This is a genomic window from Peribacillus sp. QJM3NY_7 (assembly GCF_056173225.1).
Genome location: NZ_CM149663.1, coordinates 4,620,857 through 4,640,029, shown reverse-complemented (window position 1 = coordinate 4,640,029; position 19,173 = coordinate 4,620,857). Strand labels below are relative to the sequence as shown.

The 19,173-nt window shown below is 36.6% G+C and carries 18 protein-coding genes; 10 read left to right on the top strand and 8 right to left on the bottom strand.

Annotated elements, in window-relative coordinates; all coding sequences use genetic code 11:
• Positions 1-259: 259 nt before the first annotated feature.
• Together AC0VX1_RS22330 and AC0VX1_RS22325 are read right to left on the bottom strand one after the other, a co-directional pair.
• The gene (locus tag AC0VX1_RS22330; RefSeq protein WP_475469074.1) at positions 260-1,006 is read right to left on the bottom strand and encodes an IS110 family RNA-guided transposase; all 747 of its coding nucleotides are present in this window, start codon (positions 1,004-1,006) and stop codon (positions 260-262) included.
• Entirely contained in the window at positions 1,003-1,365 is a 363-nt protein-coding gene (locus tag AC0VX1_RS22325) for an IS110 family transposase (protein ID WP_475469073.1), read from the bottom strand. Before AC0VX1_RS22325 ends, AC0VX1_RS22330 begins: the two co-directional genes overlap by 4 nt.
• 242 nt (positions 1,366-1,607) lie before the next feature.
• On the opposite strand from AC0VX1_RS22325, the gene AC0VX1_RS22320 reads away from it, so the two are divergent.
• The 3 genes from AC0VX1_RS22320 to AC0VX1_RS22310 all read left to right on the top strand — a co-directional run bounded on the left by AC0VX1_RS22320 (position 1,608) and on the right by AC0VX1_RS22310 (position 4,642).
• Positions 1,608-2,903 carry an IS110 family RNA-guided transposase gene (locus tag AC0VX1_RS22320; RefSeq protein WP_475469056.1) on the top strand — a complete coding sequence of 432 codons (1,296 nt, stop codon included), beginning with the start codon at positions 1,608-1,610 and terminating at the stop codon, positions 2,901-2,903.
• 869 nt (positions 2,904-3,772) lie between these two features.
• On the top strand, positions 3,773-4,273 hold the full coding sequence (locus AC0VX1_RS22315; protein ID WP_475469071.1) for a helix-turn-helix domain-containing protein: 501 nt from the start codon (positions 3,773-3,775) through the stop codon (positions 4,271-4,273).
• Between the two features lie 120 nt (positions 4,274-4,393).
• Positions 4,394-4,642 carry a hypothetical protein gene (locus tag AC0VX1_RS22310; protein ID WP_475469069.1) on the top strand — a complete coding sequence of 83 codons (249 nt, stop codon included), beginning with the start codon at positions 4,394-4,396 and terminating at the stop codon, positions 4,640-4,642.
• Between the two features lie 133 nt (positions 4,643-4,775).
• Here the strand turns inward: AC0VX1_RS22310 and blaI are convergent, their stop codons facing one another.
• Both blaI and AC0VX1_RS22300 read right to left on the bottom strand, forming a co-directional pair.
• Positions 4,776-5,156, bottom strand: coding sequence for a penicillinase repressor BlaI (gene blaI / locus AC0VX1_RS22305; RefSeq protein WP_034304552.1), 381 nt, complete (start codon positions 5,154-5,156; stop codon positions 4,776-4,778).
• Complete coding sequence (locus AC0VX1_RS22300; RefSeq protein WP_475469068.1) at positions 5,137-6,948, bottom strand: BlaR1 family beta-lactam sensor/signal transducer; 1,812 nt, start codon at positions 6,946-6,948, stop codon at positions 5,137-5,139. The genes blaI and AC0VX1_RS22300 overlap by 20 nt, the downstream gene beginning before the upstream one ends.
• Before the next feature lie 230 nt (positions 6,949-7,178).
• Here AC0VX1_RS22300 and bla point away from each other — a divergent pair, with 230 nt between their 5' ends.
• From bla to AC0VX1_RS22285, 3 genes are all read left to right on the top strand, one after another.
• Positions 7,179-8,126 carry a class A beta-lactamase gene (gene bla, locus AC0VX1_RS22295; RefSeq protein WP_475469067.1) on the top strand — a complete coding sequence of 316 codons (948 nt, stop codon included), beginning with the start codon at positions 7,179-7,181 and terminating at the stop codon, positions 8,124-8,126.
• 223 nt (positions 8,127-8,349) lie between these two features.
• Positions 8,350-8,751 (top strand): DUF6157 family protein, encoded by a 402-nt coding sequence (locus tag AC0VX1_RS22290; protein WP_095680071.1) that lies wholly within the window; start codon positions 8,350-8,352, stop codon positions 8,749-8,751.
• 141 nt (positions 8,752-8,892) lie between these two features.
• On the top strand, positions 8,893-9,318 hold the full coding sequence (locus tag AC0VX1_RS22285; protein ID WP_194719387.1) for a hypothetical protein: 426 nt from the start codon (positions 8,893-8,895) through the stop codon (positions 9,316-9,318).
• 141 nt (positions 9,319-9,459) lie between these two features.
• Here the strand turns inward: AC0VX1_RS22285 and AC0VX1_RS22280 are convergent, their stop codons facing one another.
• The gene (locus AC0VX1_RS22280; protein WP_106027943.1) at positions 9,460-10,191 is read right to left on the bottom strand and encodes an NADPH-dependent F420 reductase; all 732 of its coding nucleotides are present in this window, start codon (positions 10,189-10,191) and stop codon (positions 9,460-9,462) included.
• A gap of 244 nt (positions 10,192-10,435) precedes the next feature.
• Here AC0VX1_RS22280 and AC0VX1_RS22275 point away from each other — a divergent pair, with 244 nt between their 5' ends.
• The 3 genes from AC0VX1_RS22275 (at position 10,436) to AC0VX1_RS22265 (ending at position 13,185) form a co-directional block, all read left to right on the top strand.
• On the top strand, positions 10,436-10,795 hold the full coding sequence (locus AC0VX1_RS22275) for a winged helix-turn-helix transcriptional regulator (RefSeq protein WP_475469064.1): 360 nt from the start codon (positions 10,436-10,438) through the stop codon (positions 10,793-10,795).
• Between the two features lie 291 nt (positions 10,796-11,086).
• Entirely contained in the window at positions 11,087-11,524 is a 438-nt protein-coding gene (locus AC0VX1_RS22270) for a VOC family protein (protein WP_063590018.1), read from the top strand.
• A gap of 527 nt (positions 11,525-12,051) precedes the next feature.
• Complete coding sequence (locus tag AC0VX1_RS22265) at positions 12,052-13,185, top strand: zinc-dependent alcohol dehydrogenase (protein WP_413024496.1); 1,134 nt, start codon at positions 12,052-12,054, stop codon at positions 13,183-13,185.
• A 677-nt stretch (positions 13,186-13,862) separates the two neighbouring features.
• On the opposite strand, the gene AC0VX1_RS22260 is transcribed toward AC0VX1_RS22265, so the two are convergent.
• From AC0VX1_RS22260 to AC0VX1_RS22250, 3 genes are read right to left on the bottom strand one after another with little or no spacing between them, the layout of a single operon-like run.
• A complete protein-coding gene (locus AC0VX1_RS22260; protein ID WP_475469062.1) occupies positions 13,863-14,990 on the bottom strand; it encodes a Ger(x)C family spore germination protein in 1,128 nt (375 codons plus the stop codon).
• On the bottom strand, positions 14,987-16,090 hold the full coding sequence (locus AC0VX1_RS22255) for a GerAB/ArcD/ProY family transporter (protein ID WP_475469061.1): 1,104 nt from the start codon (positions 16,088-16,090) through the stop codon (positions 14,987-14,989). Before AC0VX1_RS22255 ends, AC0VX1_RS22260 begins: the two co-directional genes overlap by 4 nt.
• A complete protein-coding gene (locus AC0VX1_RS22250) occupies positions 16,071-17,612 on the bottom strand; it encodes a spore germination protein (RefSeq protein WP_475469059.1) in 1,542 nt (513 codons plus the stop codon). Before AC0VX1_RS22250 ends, AC0VX1_RS22255 begins: the two co-directional genes overlap by 20 nt.
• Before the next feature lie 922 nt (positions 17,613-18,534).
• Here AC0VX1_RS22250 and AC0VX1_RS22245 point away from each other — a divergent pair.
• Entirely contained in the window at positions 18,535-19,029 is a 495-nt protein-coding gene (locus AC0VX1_RS22245) for an N-acetyltransferase family protein (RefSeq protein WP_475469057.1), read from the top strand.
• Positions 19,030-19,173 lie beyond the last annotated feature (144 nt).

The window sequence follows — 19,173 nt, the reverse complement described above, 5'->3', positions numbered from 1 at the left end:
CTTAAAAACTTGGCACGAAGGCAAAAACGTTGACGGTGGTATACAAACTGATATGCGTGGGTTGGTTACCACATTTCACTCCATCCGTCACGGAGCTGCCTCGGACTAACGGCGCACGTTCAGTCCCTAGACCTAGTGCATAGTTGCACATGAGGGTTCTCCTTCCCGGGGGTTTGCCTTCGAGCCAAATCTTCAATTCTAACTCACAAAATTATGATTCGAAAAAATCATTTATTACATAATCTTACTTTCGATCTACTTAAGCAACATTCGATACACTTACTTGCTTATCCTCAATGGCACAACCGATAGCCCAAATAAAACCAAGTAATTCTCTGGCTACTGCAACAGCTACTTTTCCACCTTTTCCTTTAGCAGAGATGCGATGATATTTCATATGAAGAGGGTGTTGAGCTTTCCAAGCAATCCGTTTTGCCTCTGGATCTTGACCTTCTTGACGTTTAAGCAATTCGCCTTTAAGAGATGGTCGATGGCGATAAGACCAACAAACTTCTACTATGGAACGACGAATTTGGGAGTTTCCGGTTTTCGTAATGGAACCTTGCCAACGACTAGACCCACTCGAGTATTCCTTTGGAACAAGTCCAGCATAGGACATCAGTTGTCTTGGGTTTGAAAAGCGAGAAAACTGTCCAATTTCAGCTACCAAAGTAACAGCTGTGACTTCTGCGACTCCTCTTAATGTTTGAAGAGCTTGAATTACCGGAGCATGTTCACTTTGAAGGGCTTCTTCATGGATCTGAGCTTCGATTCGTTTCATACGATCTTCAACTTCATTGATTGCATGAAGATATTCTTGAAAAACAATACGTTGAGAAGCTCTTTCAAATGTTAATCGTTTTAACCATTCACGATGTTTTACGGACCAATTTCTAACTCCTTGCGGAGGACGTATTCCATGGCGAAGTAAGAAGTGAACAAGTCTCTGGCGAGAACTTTGTAAATCCTCACGAGCATCATGACGAGCACGAATTAAGTCTCTCAATGCTTCATGATCTTCATCTGGAACCCATACAGAAGTAGCTGAGCTAATCTAATAGAATCTCTTTTATCTGTTTTCACACGATCGCCCGATCGCTTTGGAATAAGGGAGGGTGCGACAACCATACAATCAATGTCCATAGATAGAAGAAATCGATAAATTCCATACCCAGAAGATCCTGCTTCATAACATACTAATAGGCTTTCAGGCTTCCCTAACTTTTTCATCAATTTGCGAATATCCTCTGGTTTATTTTGAATAGTTCCATGAAATCTAGGTTCACCACGACCAGAATCAGCAATCGCAACAGCAATTGAATCTTTAGATACGTCTAAACCAACAAATTTTTGAACATCCTTCATAATATAGGCTCCTTTTCGTGTGTAGCTCTACACTTGGTTTTTTATTTTTGGTAGTAACATTATGACCAAGTGCAATCTACGTTAAGCGATGGGAGCCGTTTTCGTTCATTATGACTATCGGGGCAGCATTCCTGTAATAACTGAAAATGAGGTTTGAATGAAAAAAGACCTCTTGATAAGATGAATGTGTCCTAAGCTGGCCAGCTAAAAAAGGACAAAAACATCTATCTGGAGGTCTCACAATGAATTATAACCAAAATCATAAAATCACTCAAATTACTTCTGAAACCTTAATTGTCGGAGTAGATATAGCCAAGCACAATCATGTCGCGAGAGCACAGGATTTTAGAGGATTGGAACTGGGTAAAACGTGTTTCTTTGAAAATACGAAAGCAGGATTTCATTCGTTTCTAGATTGGATTAACCAACTTGTTAAAGTGTGTAAGTTAAATAAAGTGATTGTAGGCATGGAGCCAACCGGTCACTACTGGTTAAATCTAGCTCATCTTCTAAAAGAGAATAATATTAAGTTCGTATCTGTCAATCCACTACATGTTAAACGAAGTAAAGAATTAGACGATAATTCACCTACTAAGAATGACGTGAAAGATGCAAAAGTCATCGCACAGTTAGTCAAAGACGGAAGATACGCCGAACCAACAATTCCACGTGGAATTTATGCAGAACTCCGAGTGGCCAAAAAACTTCGCGATCTTCTCAACGTTGATTTACAGGTTGTTCAGGGACAAGTTCATAACTGGCTTGATCGTTACTTTCCTGAATTTTTGACAGTGTTCAAAAGTTGGGAAGGCAAGGCAGCTATTCATTTTCTAAAGCTAGAATCCTTGCCACATGAACTTGTTAAGTATACGGATGAAGAGCTCTTACTTTCCTTAAGACAAGTGGTAAAACGCAGCATAGGCTTAAAGAAGATACGAGCCTTAAAAGAAGCAGCCAATCGTTCGATTGGTATTCGTCAAGGGGCAGCTATGGCGAAATTAGAGTTGAGAGCTTTACTTGAGAAGTATGATTTTATTCAAATGAAATTCGAAGAATTAGATCATCAATTAGATCAGTTATTAGACCATATCCCAGGTGTCACACAGATGTTAGAGGTGTCAGGAATCGGTCGAGATACAGTAGCAGGGTTTTTCGCGGAGGTCGGCGACCTCAGAGACTATCAACATCCTCGCCAAATCGTGAAATTAGCAGGTTTAAGTTTAAAAGAAAACACATCCGGAAAGCACAAAGGTCAGACCAAGATTACCAAACGAGGACGAAAGAAATTGAGGGCTCTCTTATTCCGGGCAGCCATGGTACTGGTGGCAAAGAACAAGGCTTTTAAAGCTCTTCATATATATTACACAACACGTTCCCATAATCCCTTAAAGAAAATGCAATCTCTGATAGCCTTGTGTAACAAGCTTATTCGAATTCTGTTTTCAATCGGTAAAAAACAATTTACGTTTCAAGAAGACAAGATGTTAAAGGATATCCCTCATATGGCAACATTTGTAGCACATCAAACAGTCGCATAGTTCATCGGATTTTAAGGTTACACGGTCATTTAATTAACACTCATTAAAAGTGAAGCACGGATTAGTCGGCAAAGCAACTAACGTGAGGACTTAGATCCTGTGGGGCAGCATGACCGACATCCACCTCATGGAAAGGTTGAACGAAGGAATGTAGGAGCATCGACTCTGTGAGACATGGGAGGGTTGACCTCCATGAGACATGTGGATATCCAAAAGTGCGATCATAACATTGCCTATGCCAATTTTTTCCTGTAATTGGCTAGTTTAGTATACACTTTTTTCGATAAATCCCTATCCTTGAGGAGTAATGCCTAGCTTACATAAATAACAGTTAATGATATGACTATGAAATCCTAAGAATTCTAGAGCAATCGTGAGATTGTGTTCAGTTTATTGAGGGAGTTTAGTTTAAGACTTTTAGAATCAAACTATCAGTTGAAACTTTTTTAGGAAGAATCTCGTATACAGATTTAGGAAAATGGTTTTTAGAAACAGGAGGAACAGGTTATGTTTATAGGGGATATTATATTTCAAGTTATTGTTTTCGGAGGTATAGCATTAATTTTAGGTGTTTTAGGTTATTTATTTTTAAAGAGGACCAAGAAAAGCTAATTAAATTTCTAATTCAAGTAACGGGTGCGTTAGCTGAAGATCGGAGCTGTCTTTAAGGCAGCTTTTTCTTATGGCACTATAGGTGCAGTTTAGTTCAACAAGCCTAAATTAAGAAACATTTCCATTTCAAACTTATTTGGAGCAAGGTTATTTCTTGCTTTTTTATTTATGTTTGTTTTTTATTCAAAAAGGGTATTTTTTATTGAAAAATAATACTTTTAGTGTAAAATTACACTAAAAAGGAGTATTTAGTATATATGGAAAAAGAAGAGTTCATCAATTTAATATCAGAAAAAATGAAACTTGTCCGAACAGAACAAGGTTTTTCTCAAGATAAGATGTCTGAAATTCTAGGGATTTCAAAAAAAACACTAGTTCAAATTGAAAAAAGAAGAACAGAAGCCAATTGGACCACCGTTGTTGCATTTTGTGCTTTGTTTAATCATAGCGAATTGTTGATATCATCAATAGGTGACAATCCAGTAGATTTTGTTCAGTTAATTGCTAGCAAAAATGGTGGTACGCCTAAAGAAAAAACAATGGGCGGTAAGATATGGTGGAAAGAGATCGAGTATAGAGGGGATTTTCGTTTGCAACAAAATTTGATTAGTAACCATTACCGTATATTGGATCAATATGATTATCGTTGGCATAGTTCTTTTAATAAAGAAGAGAGTTTTAGTCGTTTAAATGAATTACAGGAGGCGGGGACTATCGAGATAGACAAAGGGACAGGGATGGGGATATATGAAGAATAAGATTTTAATAACAATATTGATAATCAGTATAGGGTTTAATTTGTTTTTATTTGGCAGATGGTTTATTTTTGAACATGCGTATGAACCGTCCGAAAGTGAACAGGTTATTTTAAGTGAAAGGTGCTGAAAACAATTGAGAGTAAAGAGTATAAAAAGTTAGCAGAAAAAGAGAATATTATTGCTATTGATGCAAACATGGATAAAAATAAAGGTGGAAAGTTCCCCTACTATTTTGGAGTAAGTGTCCGTACTGACATACAAACTTATCTGTTTGCTTGCAGTAATGAACAATGCTCAGAAATGGAAAGCGCAGGCACGACCTATTCTCGATATAAAGACGAAGATCCCCGAGTTCCATTTGAAAAATAGAGAAAAGTCAAAATAACTGAAATAAAAGAAAGCCCCCTTCCTTACATAACAAGGATCGCAGGCTTTCTTCATTCTTATTGGTGTTTAATTTACAATGATCTGGAAAAATTCCAAATCGAATTTTTTAATAGGATTACTTTTTAGGTTTTTTATTTAAAATAGTGCGCAGTTCATTGATATCATCATCAGATAGGGTATCTTCGTGAATGAATTGGACAAGCATGGATTTCATGGTCCCTCCATAGATACGTTTGATAAATGATTCGGTCTCGGCACGCTGGCACTCTTCCTGTGAATAGAGCGGGTAAAAGGTGTAAACTCTTTGATCTTTATTGACACCTACTACATCTTTTTGAACCAATCGATCGAGAAGGGTCCGTATGGTTTTCGGTTTCCAATCGGTACTTTCCTGTAAGGAAAGTATGATGTCATTCGCTGTTTGAGGGGCTTTATCCCAAAGTACGTTCATGATTTCCCATTCTGATTCTGATATACTAGGAATGTTTTTCTCCATATTTCTCCCCTTCATTTTCATTATAGATTCCTAAATCTTTTAAAATTGATAAAGTGATTTCTCCCGCTTTGCTTCCGGATGAATCATCTTCATTTTGTATATTGGTAGCAAAGAAATAAGTGTTGTTCTTCGTCTCTACATACCCGATAAACCAACCATTGATGTTTTTTCCATTCACTGCTCCTGTGCCTGTTTTTCCTGATAGGCGAGCTTCTTCATTCTTTTCTAAGAGCAGTGCTTCCTTCACGGCTTGGATATGCCTTTCCTTATATCCAAATTGATTGTTATAAAAGGCTTGCAGCAATTGGACTTGTTCGACTGGAGAAATTTTTAATGAGGATTCGTTCCAGAATTCACTAAATTCCCCAGATACATCGGAATTCCCATAGTTTATCTCTTGTAGATTGGATTGAATTGTTTCAAATCCTGTTCGACGATCTAATTCTTGGAAATACCAGTTTACAGATTTTTGTAAAGCAGATGAGACATCCTGATCCATATTCCAAGCTTCAAAGGGTTGCTCCGTCCCATCCCATGAAAGTTTGGATTCTTCGGGTGATATCACATTTGATTCTAGAGCAAATAAGGCACTATAGATTTTGTATGTGGAATCAGGTGATACCCGCAACGTGCTTTTCTCTTCATTAAAAATGCGATATTGCTGTGCGTTATGATCATATAAAACAAAGCTTCCTTCATACCCTTTAAAGAATTGCTGTAAATCCTCATAAACTACTCCGTCATTTTTAAAATAGTATCGGTCTTTTTCCGTCGCAAATGCGGAAACGAAAGGTAATTGGATTGTCAAAATGATACTGGCCAACACATAAATGAAGACGCTTTTCCTTAATGATTTTTTTGCGGAATGCTTATAGGCAGAAATTTGTTCAATTCGTTTTTTGATTTGAAGCTTCGAACCGTTTAGTTGTGTCACCAACTGTAGATTACTTGACCGTTTTGAAAGATCCAAAAAATTAATGATAGTATTTCCATATTCACTAATGGAATGATCATCCAGTAACTGTAAAACAGATGTATCACATGCGATTTCCCGATCCAATCTCATTTCTCTAAAAGCAAGCCAAACAAGGGGATTAAACCAATAAATGATTTGATAGAACAATATCACGTAATTTGTCAGCAAATCCTTGTTTTTATAGTGATTCAGTTCATGAAGAAAGATATACTCGTAATTTTTCAAGCTAAGCCAGTTTTCATGCTGAGAAGGTAAGACGATATATGTTTGAAAAAGCCCGAATATCATTGGAGATTGGACTCTATTCGAAATAACAATCTCTATTGGTTTTCTTATTTGCAGTCTTTTCTTGCATTCTTCGAAAAGCACGAGGACATCTTGATTGGAAAACGGAGAAGAATAATTCTTAATCCTTCTGATTGTGAGCCATCCACGAACCATAGTAAAGGTAAATAAAAGCATCCCTGACAACCATAAACCCATCACTCCCCTATTAAGTAAGGACAGGTCCGGCCGATTGACCGATACAGAAAAGTCTTGTATGAGGTGTAGGCCCTGCATCATATCAGTCCCGGTTTTTTCCATATTAGAGCTGGGTGCATTAATTTGATTTATGTCCCCGCTGCTAAAGAGAGGACTAAAATTATATAAATCAGTAGGTATGAAAGGAAGTGCTAAAGCCATAAAAAGAAACATCCACAAATGATAGTGCCATTTTGCTGTTAATTGTCTTCCAAACCATTTTCGTATAAGGAGGATAACAGTAACGGAAAATGAAGACACCAATAGACCTATTATAAAGTATGTTAAAAACATGTCCTTCAATACCACCTCTCTTGACTTTTAAATTTAAAAAACAGGTATATAGCAAATTTATAGTGGCTTGATGGTAAAAAAATAAAGAATTGACTTTCTTTGATTACATATGTAATACTATACTACAGATGTAATCAGACTACAAACGTAATCTGTTAAAACTCCTTGTATGAGGTTGTTTTTTCAATTCGTACATAAGAGTCTAATCAAATAATTAGGAGGTTTACATGATGAACAAAAGATGGTTTTATCAAATACTGGCACCTATAGGCTTGGTGCTTATGGTTGCAGGCTGCTCAGATGAGGAAAAACAGGTTGTACAACAGTCGGAAACAGAACAAACCGGGGGAACTAACCAAACATCGGAAAATAATACGGCAAAAGAAGCCACAATCAAGAAATTTGAACAACTTGAGAAGGAATATGATGCAAAGCTTGGGGTCTATGCCATTGATACAGGAACGAAAGAAACCGTGGAATTTCATGAGAACGAACGATTTGCGTTTACATCTACTCATAAGGCTCTGGCTGTAGGGGCACTTTTACAACAGAAATCAATAGAAGACCTTAATCAAAGAATTACCTATACAAGTGAGGATCTTGTTAATTATAATCCGATTACCGAAAAGCATGTTGATACGGGGATGACCCTTAAGGGGCTTGCTGATGCTTCGCTTCGATACAGTGACAATACGGCTGGAAACCTTATCCTTGAACAACTGGGGGGACCGGCTGGATTTAAAAAAGAACTGGAGGGAATTGGAGATAATGTTACCAACCCTGAGCGAATTGAGCCAGATTTAAATGTAGTTAATCCTGGTGAAACGCATGATACGAGTACACCAATAGCACTTGCTACAAGTCTTCAGGCTTTTACATTGGGAGATGCACTTCCAACTGAGAAACGTGAACTTTTAATAGATTGGATGAAGAGAAATACTACTGGAGATGCTTTAATTCGTGCTGGAGTGCCGAAAGGTTGGGTAGTGGCTGATAAGACTGGAGCGGGATCATATGGTACGCGAAATGATATTGCAATCATTTGGCCATCAAAAGGAGATCCTATTGTTCTTGCTGTACTTTCAAGTCGTGATGAAAAAGAGGCTGATTATAACGACGAGCTTATTGCTGAGGCGACAGAAGAAGTAATTAAGGCCCTTAAAGTCAAAGGTAAATAGAATATGATTGTACTAAAAAAGGTTACGTTAAGTAGCCTTTTTTAGTGGATTATTTCCTATAATGATTGCCCTTCTTCAACTCCCTTTAATGAACGAAAGCCTTTCATCATCTGTATTGCTATGAAGACATAACGAAGCGACGCTTTTTTTATAGAGCCAAAGGGGCAGGATGGCGGAGGAAAATAATGGTATGATATGGTATGTTGACTAAGGAGGTTATTATATGAGTTATAAGAACACACTTATTACCATTTCAGAGGATTCAAAAGTTTCTTCAGCAAAGGTACCTGTCATCAGAAACGAAAAACCGACCATTGCTTATATTGAGCATGATTTGATTAACAATAACCCCTATAAATTTACACAAGAAGACGTACAATTCAAAACATATTTAATCAAAAATCAAATGGAAGCGGAAAATGCAGCTGAACTTCGAGAACAGTTCTTTTCAAAATCCAAGGCTTGTTTCAGGGCTTCTCCTTTAGTGAAAAATTATGGTTGGGGAATTCATTATAATAATCAAGGGAAAATTGCGATATATGATGTTAACAGTGAAATGTATAACCAGTTGCTTAAGCAAGATGACATTACAAAACTTAAAGGCATGCGCTCCAAAAGAAAATAGATGCAGGATCGTTCAAAACGTAGTGACTGGAACTGTAAAGCGATGAAGATGACGAAAGAAAACATGTTTGAAGCTAAGAAGGTATAGTCATTTTTAATCATTTTAATAATCAGTTTATTCTGATATCATAAAAGGGATAAAATGGGAGGAGGAAATAACATAAAAAACTTATTTTCAATCTTAAGTATGTTTGTGTTAGTTCTGGTAGGTGGAATGGTATTAGGCAATTCTTCTGCACAAGCAAGTGTTCCTCAGTATTCTTTTCAAACAGAAGATGGAAAATGGGATGGTGAAATTGGAAATCCTAACAGAGGTAGTGACTTACAGGTAGAACTGGTTTCCCCAATCTATTTGAAGACTTCTTCTGGAAGTAAGTTATTGACTAATTATAGTAACATATGGTCCCGTCTCTGCAATGCCAGTACTGGAAAGTGCACAGGCTATCATAGCTTAGCTGGTGGAAAGACCTTATTCACAGATATGAGAATCGGGAAATTTTATGTAGATGTTAAAGATGGATACTCTTCTGGAAGAGTATCTGGAAAACTGCAAATTGTTTTCAAATAACATGTAATACTAGCTACCCACTCTTAATGGGTAGCTTTTTATCATGAAAAAAAATCGAGATCGGACTGGAAAGGCTTTTGTGGATTGTTTGGTGGCAATATTACAAAAAGGTACACTTTAAACTGAGTGCACCTTTTTGTTTTATGAATTATATATTTCTCTGTTCATATTCACGATATCTTTATTTGCGAGGGGGAAGTTAGAAGCTGATAACTTCTCTATTACCTTATCCCGCAGGAATGGGGCTTTTTCTTTATTTGCTTTTTCCAATGCTTTTGTTAGTTCTTCTTTTGTTAGTTCTGTGCAGTATGCAGGAGTTCCTGGCTGTTGTCTCCACGAATCACTTAAAGAACCACTATCCACTGTGTCGAAGCCTAGCTGGTTTACTACGTCCATGATTATTTGTTTTTGTGATACGTCATTACCAGCAATCGCCATGGCAATGCGTCCACTAGTACCTTCGGGGGTTCCCTCATTTTCTAAAGTATGGGCTAACAAGTTGTTGAAAGCTTTGATGATAGGTTTACCTAATTGATTGGAAACCCAATCACTTTCAACCATCCCGTTCTCAATTTCTGCAATTTTTTGGTCTCTGCTAGGGTAATAATTTGAAGTATCTACGACGATTACTTCCTCCCCAACTTGCTCGATAATGTTCCGAATGCTTGGCAGTGCTGTTAAAGGGAGAGATATTATAAGAACTTCAATATTGGTCATTACATCTTCTATAAGGACAGGTGTTCCAGCAAGCTCTTTTCCTTCTAAATGTTCAATTCCTCGTGCATCTGCAATTTTTACATCATGTCCATTCTTAACTAATTTTTTAGAAATGATCGACCCGATTGTTCCAGCACCTATAATTCCAAATTTCATCATTTCTCCTCCTAAAGAATTTGTATATCAAAGAGTTGTTCTGCTTAAAGTTAACAATGATATTTTTATCTGAATCAATATCACCACTTTATCAATCCGTAAACATATCTCATTAGATATTAAAAATATTGAGTGTTTTTATTACATATACTAGAATATAACCAATTCTCATTTCTTTGAAGAAGGCAATAAAAATTGCTATAGTACATTTTTTTGTACCTAACAGTAGAAAGCAGGTGAATGGGTGTCTAGAATATGTAAGGATGGATTTGACAAAAAGTGTATAAAGGAACAGAGAGAAGTATATGGCATTGCCTATACCCAAAACATCCTATCTGGACGTTGGAAATATCTCATTCTTTGGTTTATAAAGTCCAAAGAGCGCCGTTATAGTGAAATCAAAGCTTTTTTAGGGGATATTTCACAAGGTTCTCTTACAAAGCAACTTCGAGAACTAGAAACAGCTGGTTTAGTTAATCGCAAAATTTATCCAGAAGTTCCACCTCGTGTTGAGTATTCATTATCCTCAAAAGGGGGAGAACTCATTCCTATTATTGATTTAATGGAAGAATTCGGGAAGAAGTTTGGGGAGCAGGTAGACTAACCAAAGCTAACACATCCATCGTTAACCCCAGAATTCAAAAACGAAATGGTATAAAGTAAAAGTTGCGGGAGGGAAAACGTTCTAACGCAGCTTTTTCTTTTACCATAAAAATTTGACTAAAGGTAATCAAGAGCTGATCAGAAGCTCTTTTTCTTATGGCACTAACGGGGCAGGATATTGAAGAGTGCTCTTTGCCTTTCTTCAACAAGAAGGATATTTTCTGTTTTTAGAGAATTAGAATGTAAGAATACAGGATATTGCAAAATAACAGGAACAAAGGAGGTATGAGATATGAAGATCCACAGAATAGATCATGTAGGTGTAATCGTAAATGATCTCTCTGCTGCTAAAGAGTTTTTTCTCGATTTTGGACTTGAAGTGCAAGGGGAATGGGAAATGGAAGGAGATTTGATGGATCGGATGAGTGGGCTTAATGACGTTAAAGTAGCATGTGTAGGATTGGGGAAGCCAGACGGTCAGGCATGGATAGAGCTAATTAAATTTTATACGCCGTCAGATGAAAAAGATAGTCAGCAACCTTTTGCAAATACCCTGGGTATCCGGCATATTGCATTTGCTGTTGAAGATATTGAAGCTCTTGTTGCCAAATTGAAAAAGAAAGGTACGGAAATCTTTAGTGAGATACAACAATATGAAGATAGTTATAAGTTATGCTACTGTCGTGGACCAGAGGGAATTATTTTAGAGTTGGCGGAGCAAATCAAATAAATTAAGGGTAATTAATGGTTGTTGGGCTTAAACCCTTGAACTGGAAATGTAGGGGATATACATTACTTTGTATACTGGATATAAAAAAGCCACCCTCAAAAAGATGAAGATGACATTGAAACAGCCAAAAAACAAAGAGAAAAAGCGGTGCAAGACTTGGCAGATCACCCGGAATTGTTTCAATTTGCAACTGAAATTGAATGAATGAATAAGGACTTCTTTATTGCAAAGGGGTTCTTTTTCTTGTTCATTTCTCTTGTTGAACTATAGGGGCAGGTCAGTTTTGTTCAGTAAGGGTTATGAAATGGTCTGTTACTAGTAATTATTTCCCCGAATCAATTCACGATATATACACTTACAATAACTAATTCGAAAGCTAGCACCATTACTTCGTGGTCAAAACGGTTCGGCTCCTTTAATTTACATAAAACAATTACGCTAAGAGTGAATAAGTATATTATTTACTTTCTTTGTTGACCATAGTTAAGAGTGTTAACAGTATTAGAATTTAGGAGGGCCCTACATTTATGAAGGCTGTAACTTATCAAGGACCAAATCATGTACAGGTTAACCAAGTAGAGGATGCAAAATTAGAAAAAAAAGACGATATTATAGTTAAGATTACTTCTACTGCTATTTGTGGATCTGATTTGCATTTATATCAAGGTAACATGCCATTGCCCCCAGGATATATTATTGGCCACGAACCAATGGGGATTGTAGAAGAAGTTGGACCTGAAGTGACAAAAGTAAAAAAGGGAGACCGTGTTGTCGTTCCCTTTAATGTTTCATGCGGACATTGCTTTTATTGCCAACATGAAATGGAAAGCCAATGCGATAACTCAAACCCTCATTATGATTCTGGCGGATACTTTGGTTATACTGAGAAGTTCGGTAACCATCCAGGTGGTCAGGCTGAATATTTAAAAGTCCCTTTTGGAAACTTCACACCCTTTGTTATCCCCGAGTCATGCGAATTGGAGGATGAGTCACTGCTCTTTTTATCCGATGTTCTGCCAACAGCTTATTGGAGTGTAAAAAATGCAGGTGTAAAGTCAGGCGATACAGTTATTGTTCTTGGATGCGGACCTGTTGGGTTGATGGTACAAAAATTTGCCTGGATGGAAGGTGCAAAGCGGGTAATAGCAGTTGATTACTTGGATTACCGAATCAATCATGCGAAAAAGATGAACAATGTTGAGGTATTTGAGTTTACAAAATACCCTGATATGGGGGAACATTTAAAAGAGATCACACATGGTGGGGCAGATGTCGTCATCGATTGTGTAGGTATGGATGGAAAGAAATCACCCCTAGAGTTTCTGGAACAAAAATTCAAACTGCAGGGCGGAACCCTTGGGCCTATTCAAATTTCTACTAAAGCTGTCCGAAAGTATGGGACAGTGCAAATGACTGGAGTTTACGGAGGTAACTATAATCTATTTCCATTAGGTGCATTTTGGGTCAGAAATATTAATCTTAGAATGGGACAGGCTCCAGTCATTCATTTTATGCCAGAATTGTTTAAAAAAATAACAAATAACGAATTTGACCCAAGAGAAATTATCACACACAAGATGTCCCTTGAAGAAGCAAGTCATGGTTATCGGATTTTTAATAATCGTGAGGATGATTGTATAAAAGTCATTTTAAAACCGTAATACTCTTCTCTTTCCAAAAGGCTGTTTTCACATACTTTGTTGCTATTTACCAGGTAGTGAGTTGTGGTTGATTTCCCCTCCAGATGCTCGCTTTCCGCGGGGCGGGCGGTGAGCCTCCTCGACGTAAACGCCTGTGGGGTCTAACCTGTCCCGCTGCTCCCGCAGGAGTCTCGCACTTCCGCTCCAATCAACCTTAAATAGTTTCGTTTAAAAACATCAATCTTTACGAAAAGAGCCTTCCAAAAAGACTTCATACTGTGTATGGAAGTCTTTTTTTTGTAAAATTTTTCACGGTAGGCGAAAAGTGGAAGTATGAGTCCTATCTTTGACATTGGCAGGAGTCATTCATCATTAAATATATCAATCTTTAACTAGGTGCAAATAAGGTAGGTTGCTGCTGCAACTCTTTTTCTTAAGGCACTAACGGGGCAGTTTAGTTGAACAATCGTCATTAGCCTGGTTCAACATTCGGGCCATTTAATGGAGTAAGAGGTTGGATATTACTTCACTTTTTTATGTAGCTAACATTGTTCTAAAGTAGCCGAAAACGTTGATTTACCAGCGATGTATAAAACCCTACATAAAAAAGTTCCTTTTACTCCTTGACCCCAAAATTTAACCTATATCACGACTTAATTAGTTATGATGCAGTTAATTATTCTTTCTCTATTATTGATTTATTTAACAATACCATATTGGATAATCTCCACATCTACCTTTGATTTGAATTTAACATCTTTAAAATAGTTTGACTTATCTTTTTCTTTCCAGGTATCATGATGAAAAGCGATCAGTCTTCTTCCAATACCAAACGCATCACAGTTGGCTTCTTGTAGTTTTTTAATTAATTCTTCAGCATTATTAGTAAAGGTATTTGATAATTTATTGTTTAGTTGATCAACTTTCTTAGGTACATTCCCTATGGGATATTCTTCTACTATTACTTTTAAATGTAAGTTTAAATTTACAAAAACTTCTCCTCTGTCATTCACAGAAACATTTAACTTCCGTTTAATATGAGCGACATTCAGAGAAATAAAATTATTCATTTTTAATTCTTTATTTCCATTTACATATTTTGTGAAACGCGCATATTTACTTTGCTTATTATTTAGTAAAAGAAAAAGAGTTGATTCTTCTTGGGATAGAGTTCCTGATAATTTCCTTTCATTAAATAATGCTACACCTGCCACATCTATAGTAGTACCACTATGACCTATCTTTATTAAGGGAAGAACAATATCTTCACCTGGATCAAGTATCGCTGAAGCCAGAGTCTGGATGCTTTCTTCAGGAATGATTGTATTTGTTTCAGTACTTCGGATTAGATCTAAGATGTTTTGACTAATGTTTGATTCTACTTTAGGTTGAATACTGAGTGTATCAAATGCTTTTCCTTTTACAACTGCTAATTTAGCACTTAAGGAACTTCGGGGATCGCGCCAAATTACATCTAAAGAAGGATAAATGTCACCTTTTGCAAATTGTTCACCGAATAATACAAGTTTATTTTTCGAAGAATCTAAATTACCGGGTATCTCTGTATTTAATTTCATGCGTCCTTCTCTTGGAGTATTTGCGACTGTAGATAAATTTTCACTATTAATAGCTTCAGTTTCTTGTCCTGAATCCATTGAGTTTCTATATATATTTGGTATTGCAATTCCAAATAAAAATTCCCCTTCATCAGTCTGATCAAAAGTTACAGTTTGTATTAAAGCAGCATCTTTCATTAATTTTTGATCCCAGCATCCTGTTGTTAACAATAAACATATACTAATCATAAATAACCTTTTGATCTTCATACATTATAATCTCCATGTCTTTTATTAGGAAGGAATAAAGAAAGCAAAAATAAACATAATGGTATGACCACAATAAAGCTAAAATGTGCAGGTTCCATAAGCTTATTAAATCTTTCAAGGTCAGTTTCTTTGTCAGGAAGAAGAGCGATAATAAAAATAATCCCAGCAGTGTATGGAAGGAATACAGCATGATTGGCACGTTCAAAAAGGTATTTAAGGCCCTGTGAAGAAAGAAAAAGCCAGGTAGCAATTGATGTAGCAACAGATATGATCCAGATAGATAAGAAAAATAAATCGATTCGTTCGATGATTTGAAAGGAATAGGCTTTGATCATATACAATAAAGGCTGTGGAGTAAGATATAGATCTTGCCTAGTTTCGAAAAAAATCAGACTAGCAAACACCAGATATGTATAAAATAGAGTTACGAAAAGATGGGCATTTGAAATCGTAATTAGTTTACGGGTATCAGATGCTTTTACATAAGGGTAGAGAAAAAGCATAAACTCAAACCCTAACATTGAAAATGTTGCTTCTTTAGAACCCTTTATCATATTTGATATGCCGGATTGACCAATCGGCAATAGATATAGAAAATTAGCATCTTTTAGCGAATATGTAATTAGACCAAATAGAATAATTAACATTGGAGTAACGAGTACATAAAAACGAGCCATGCTTCGTAAATTATCTTTCACAAGATATACGCAAACCCCTACCATTAATAAAATTAATATCCAGTTTGGCGTCCTTTGTAAGATCCATATATCGATGATTTGACTAAAACGGGATAAAACTAAACTGCCTGTAACAACAAAGTACAGGATGTAACATAAAATGACGGCATTTCCTAGCCTTTTCCCTAGTATATGAGGAATGATTTCATAAATTGTTAAAGATGGAAATCTTCTGCAAAGCCCCCATAAGACCAAAATAATGACTTGTATGATTAGTCCTGCAATTAAAATAGATATCCACCCATCATTCTTAGAAATTAACGAGACATCATGAGGTAATGATAAAATTCCAACTCCGATTTGAGATTGAATGATCATAAAAAAAAGCTGTGTTTTTGAAATACTACTTTCTTTTGTTATCATTGGATTTCCATCCCCTTGAAAGTTTTTGTTGTTTAATATGTTTAGGATGTGAATCTAAAGGTCGTGTATTTAATTTCCAAGTTGGCAAACGCAAAAAAGTATCCTTGATGTCTTTTATTCTAAGTGGAGCAAGTGGAGCAAAGTAGGGTGTACCAAATGACTCTAACTTGCATAAATGAGCTAAAAGCACAATAAAACCAAAGACTATTCCAACGAATCCCAATGAGGCAGCCAGAAACATAAACGGAAAACGTAACAATCGAACTGCGTCGCTCATTCCATGTGATGGAACACAAAAAGAAGAAATAGCAGTTAAGGCAACAACGACAATCATTGTAGTTGAGATAAGCCCTGCTTGAACGATGGCGTCCCCAATAACAAGGCCTCCAACTATCCCAATTGTTTGGCCAATTCTTGAGGGAAGACGTATTCCAGCCTCGCGAATCAACTCAATGGTTAATTCCATGAGTAATGCTTCGATTAATGGAGGAAAAGGAATTTTATTAATTGAGCTTCCGACAGGGTTTACAAGTTCGTCAGGCAGCACTTCAAAGTGAAATGCAATAACAGCAATATAAAAAGCTGGCAATAGAATCGAGATCAAAAAACTTGCATGTCGAATAGAACGGATAAACGTACCAATCATCCATCGAGAATTATAATCGTCAGGTGATTGATAAAAAGCAAAAAATGTAACCGGCAAAAGTAAAGCAGTTGGGTTTCCATCCATGAAGACAGCAACTCTGCCTTCATTTAAATGTCCAATTACACGATCTACTCTTTCTGTATTTAATAATTGAGGAAAAGGTGATATTGTAGAATCTTCTATTAATTCCTCCAAGAATCCAATATTTAAAACGTTATCCATCGAAATGGAATTTAATCTGCGTTCAAATTCATAGATTACTTCTTCATTTGCAAGATTATTTAAATACACAAGTGCTATTTTTGATTTAACTTGCATTCCAACTCGGAAATATTTCATGCGTAGATTAGGACTTTTCATTGTTTTTCTAAGTAAATGAAGGTTCGTCAAAAGGTTTTCAATAAATCCATCATGAGAACCCTGAACAATCTTTTCGTTTTCTGGTTCTGTAACAGAACGGTCATTAGACGTAGAGACATCAACCAAAAAAAGCTTTTCATAACCATCTAAACTCAAAACACAAGAGCCATTTAAAAGTGCATCCTCGACCTGCTTGAAAACTGTTGAAGCCTGAAAATTAGTGTTAAGCATATTTTGAATTGTTTCTGAATTCGATAGTAAACAAGGTTTCAAAGCGTCTCTTTGTATTTTTTCCTTATCTACCATAGTTTCGAGATAAATAAGTGCACCTCGTACTGTTTCCGTTTTGAATTCCTTTACAACTAAATCTTCTGTGTTAGAAAAGATTTGTTTTATTGTGGAGATATTTTCATTAACTTTAGAGAAAACTTCTTTAGAGGGTTGAGGTATTTGCTTTGAAGGAAGATAGTCATTATTTACCTTGTTATATTTTAATAAATGTTTGATGAACTTCATTAAAGTTAAGCTCCTATATTTATTTATAGGATATTTTCTCCAATAATTATTAATGTATGTATCAAAAAAATATTGAATGGATTTTGATACGATTCCTTGTCTAAACGGATGGCTAACAGGTGCGTGTGCGGCCGAGCCTAGGTCGTATCATATAGCGGGTGGGATTCCCGTCGAGTAAGAACTAGCCATTCGCTCGTAGCAAGTCTTGGAGGGCTAAAGGTAACTTTAGTCTTTAAGCGTAGACAGTTAGGTGGCGGGCCGAAAGCCAAATGGTTGAAGGGATTGAGCTCCATAATGTTAGTAAATCGAGAGGGCTGATGCTTTACGCACAGCAGAAAGCTACATTTTATCCTTCGTTAAGGGCAAGATGGATAAAACCTCTCTGGAGTCAGAGACCTTGGCACGTTACACATCGATATGATACGGCAACTCGGGAGACCCTATCGGCCTTTTCTTGTTAGAAGAGTATGGTGTACAAGCGATAAAAAGCAAGGAAACCAAATGCTGTATAGGGAGTCGGATAGCAGCGTAGTACCAATGAAGTTGGGTAATGCCGATGGAGGAAAGGCTAGCTACCAGTTATCGCCCTTACTAGGGAAACATTTACTACACTCAGAGGTGGGGATAAATGGAAACAAACTACTAAGGATAGCAGAATTAGCAAAATCTGAATCTGAGAGATTAGCTACATTTTGTGAATGGTAACTAGGAGGAGCCGTGTGCGTGAATAGCGCAAGCACGGTTCTGTGAGGGGGGCAGGAACACAATCTACTGTAAGGTAGAGAGGTTCCTTCTACTCGACTAGCTGAATATCGGAGCTGTCTTTAAGGCAGCTCTTTTTATGGAACTATCGGGGCAGGATAGCTGAAGTACAGGTAATAAAATTTCTATGTCGAATTAGTTACAAATGGGGTGATTAATTTTGATACATGTAAAAAGTTTTCAACAAAGTGAGCATGATTTAGATTTTTTAACGGATATGATGTATGAAGCTATTCATATTCCTGAAAATAAGCCACCTAAAGAAGAACTGTTAAATTTACCATATATCAAAAAATATAGTGAGGGATGGGGACGAAAAGGTGATAGAGCAATAATTGCTTTTGAGGATAATTTTCCTGTTGGTGCTGCATGGTATCGCCTATTTGCAGAAAATCAAAAAGGTTATGGATATGTTGATGATAAGACTCCTGAACTAGGTATAGCTGTAATTAATAAAGTAAGAGGTAAGGGAATAGGTAACCTGCTTATGGAAAAATTATTTGAAACAGCTTCCAGAGATGGTTATACATCACTATCTTTGAGCGTTGACCCTAAAAACACTCAGGCTGTACAACTTTATAAGAAACTTGGATTTGAACAATGTGATTCATCAGGAACATCTTGGACAATGATATATAACATCTCTTCCAGTTAGATATTTTAAACTAACGGGTACGATAGCTGAAGATCGGAGCTGTTTATAAGTCAGCTTTTTCTTAAGGCACTAACGGGGCAGCATTCCTGTAATAACTGAAAATGAGGTTTGAATGAAAAAAGACCTCTTGATAAGATGAATGTG

Coding starts and splice junctions, on each gene's coding strand:
- AC0VX1_RS22325 (WP_475469073.1), bottom strand. CDS start 1,365: ATGAAGGATGTTCAAAAATTTGTTGGTTTAGACGTATCTAAAGATTCA.
- AC0VX1_RS22320 (WP_475469056.1), top strand. CDS start 1,608: ATGAATTATAACCAAAATCATAAAATCACTCAAATTACTTCTGAAACC.
- AC0VX1_RS22315 (WP_475469071.1), top strand. CDS start 3,773: ATGGAAAAAGAAGAGTTCATCAATTTAATATCAGAAAAAATGAAACTT.
- blaI (WP_034304552.1), bottom strand. CDS start 5,156: ATGGAGAAAAACATTCCTAGTATATCAGAATCAGAATGGGAAATCATG.
- AC0VX1_RS22300 (WP_475469068.1), bottom strand. CDS start 6,948: ATGTTTTTAACATACTTTATAATAGGTCTATTGGTGTCTTCATTTTCC.
- bla (WP_475469067.1), top strand. CDS start 7,179: ATGAACAAAAGATGGTTTTATCAAATACTGGCACCTATAGGCTTGGTG.
- AC0VX1_RS22290 (WP_095680071.1), top strand. CDS start 8,350: ATGAGTTATAAGAACACACTTATTACCATTTCAGAGGATTCAAAAGTT.
- AC0VX1_RS22285 (WP_194719387.1), top strand. CDS start 8,893: ATGGGAGGAGGAAATAACATAAAAAACTTATTTTCAATCTTAAGTATG.
- AC0VX1_RS22280 (WP_106027943.1), bottom strand. CDS start 10,191: ATGAAATTTGGAATTATAGGTGCTGGAACAATCGGGTCGATCATTTCT.
- AC0VX1_RS22270 (WP_063590018.1), top strand. CDS start 11,087: ATGAAGATCCACAGAATAGATCATGTAGGTGTAATCGTAAATGATCTC.
- AC0VX1_RS22265 (WP_413024496.1), top strand. CDS start 12,052: ATGAAGGCTGTAACTTATCAAGGACCAAATCATGTACAGGTTAACCAA.
- AC0VX1_RS22260 (WP_475469062.1), bottom strand. CDS start 14,990: ATGAAGATCAAAAGGTTATTTATGATTAGTATATGTTTATTGTTAACA.
- AC0VX1_RS22255 (WP_475469061.1), bottom strand. CDS start 16,090: ATGATAACAAAAGAAAGTAGTATTTCAAAAACACAGCTTTTTTTTATG.
- AC0VX1_RS22250 (WP_475469059.1), bottom strand. CDS start 17,612: ATGAAGTTCATCAAACATTTATTAAAATATAACAAGGTAAATAATGAC.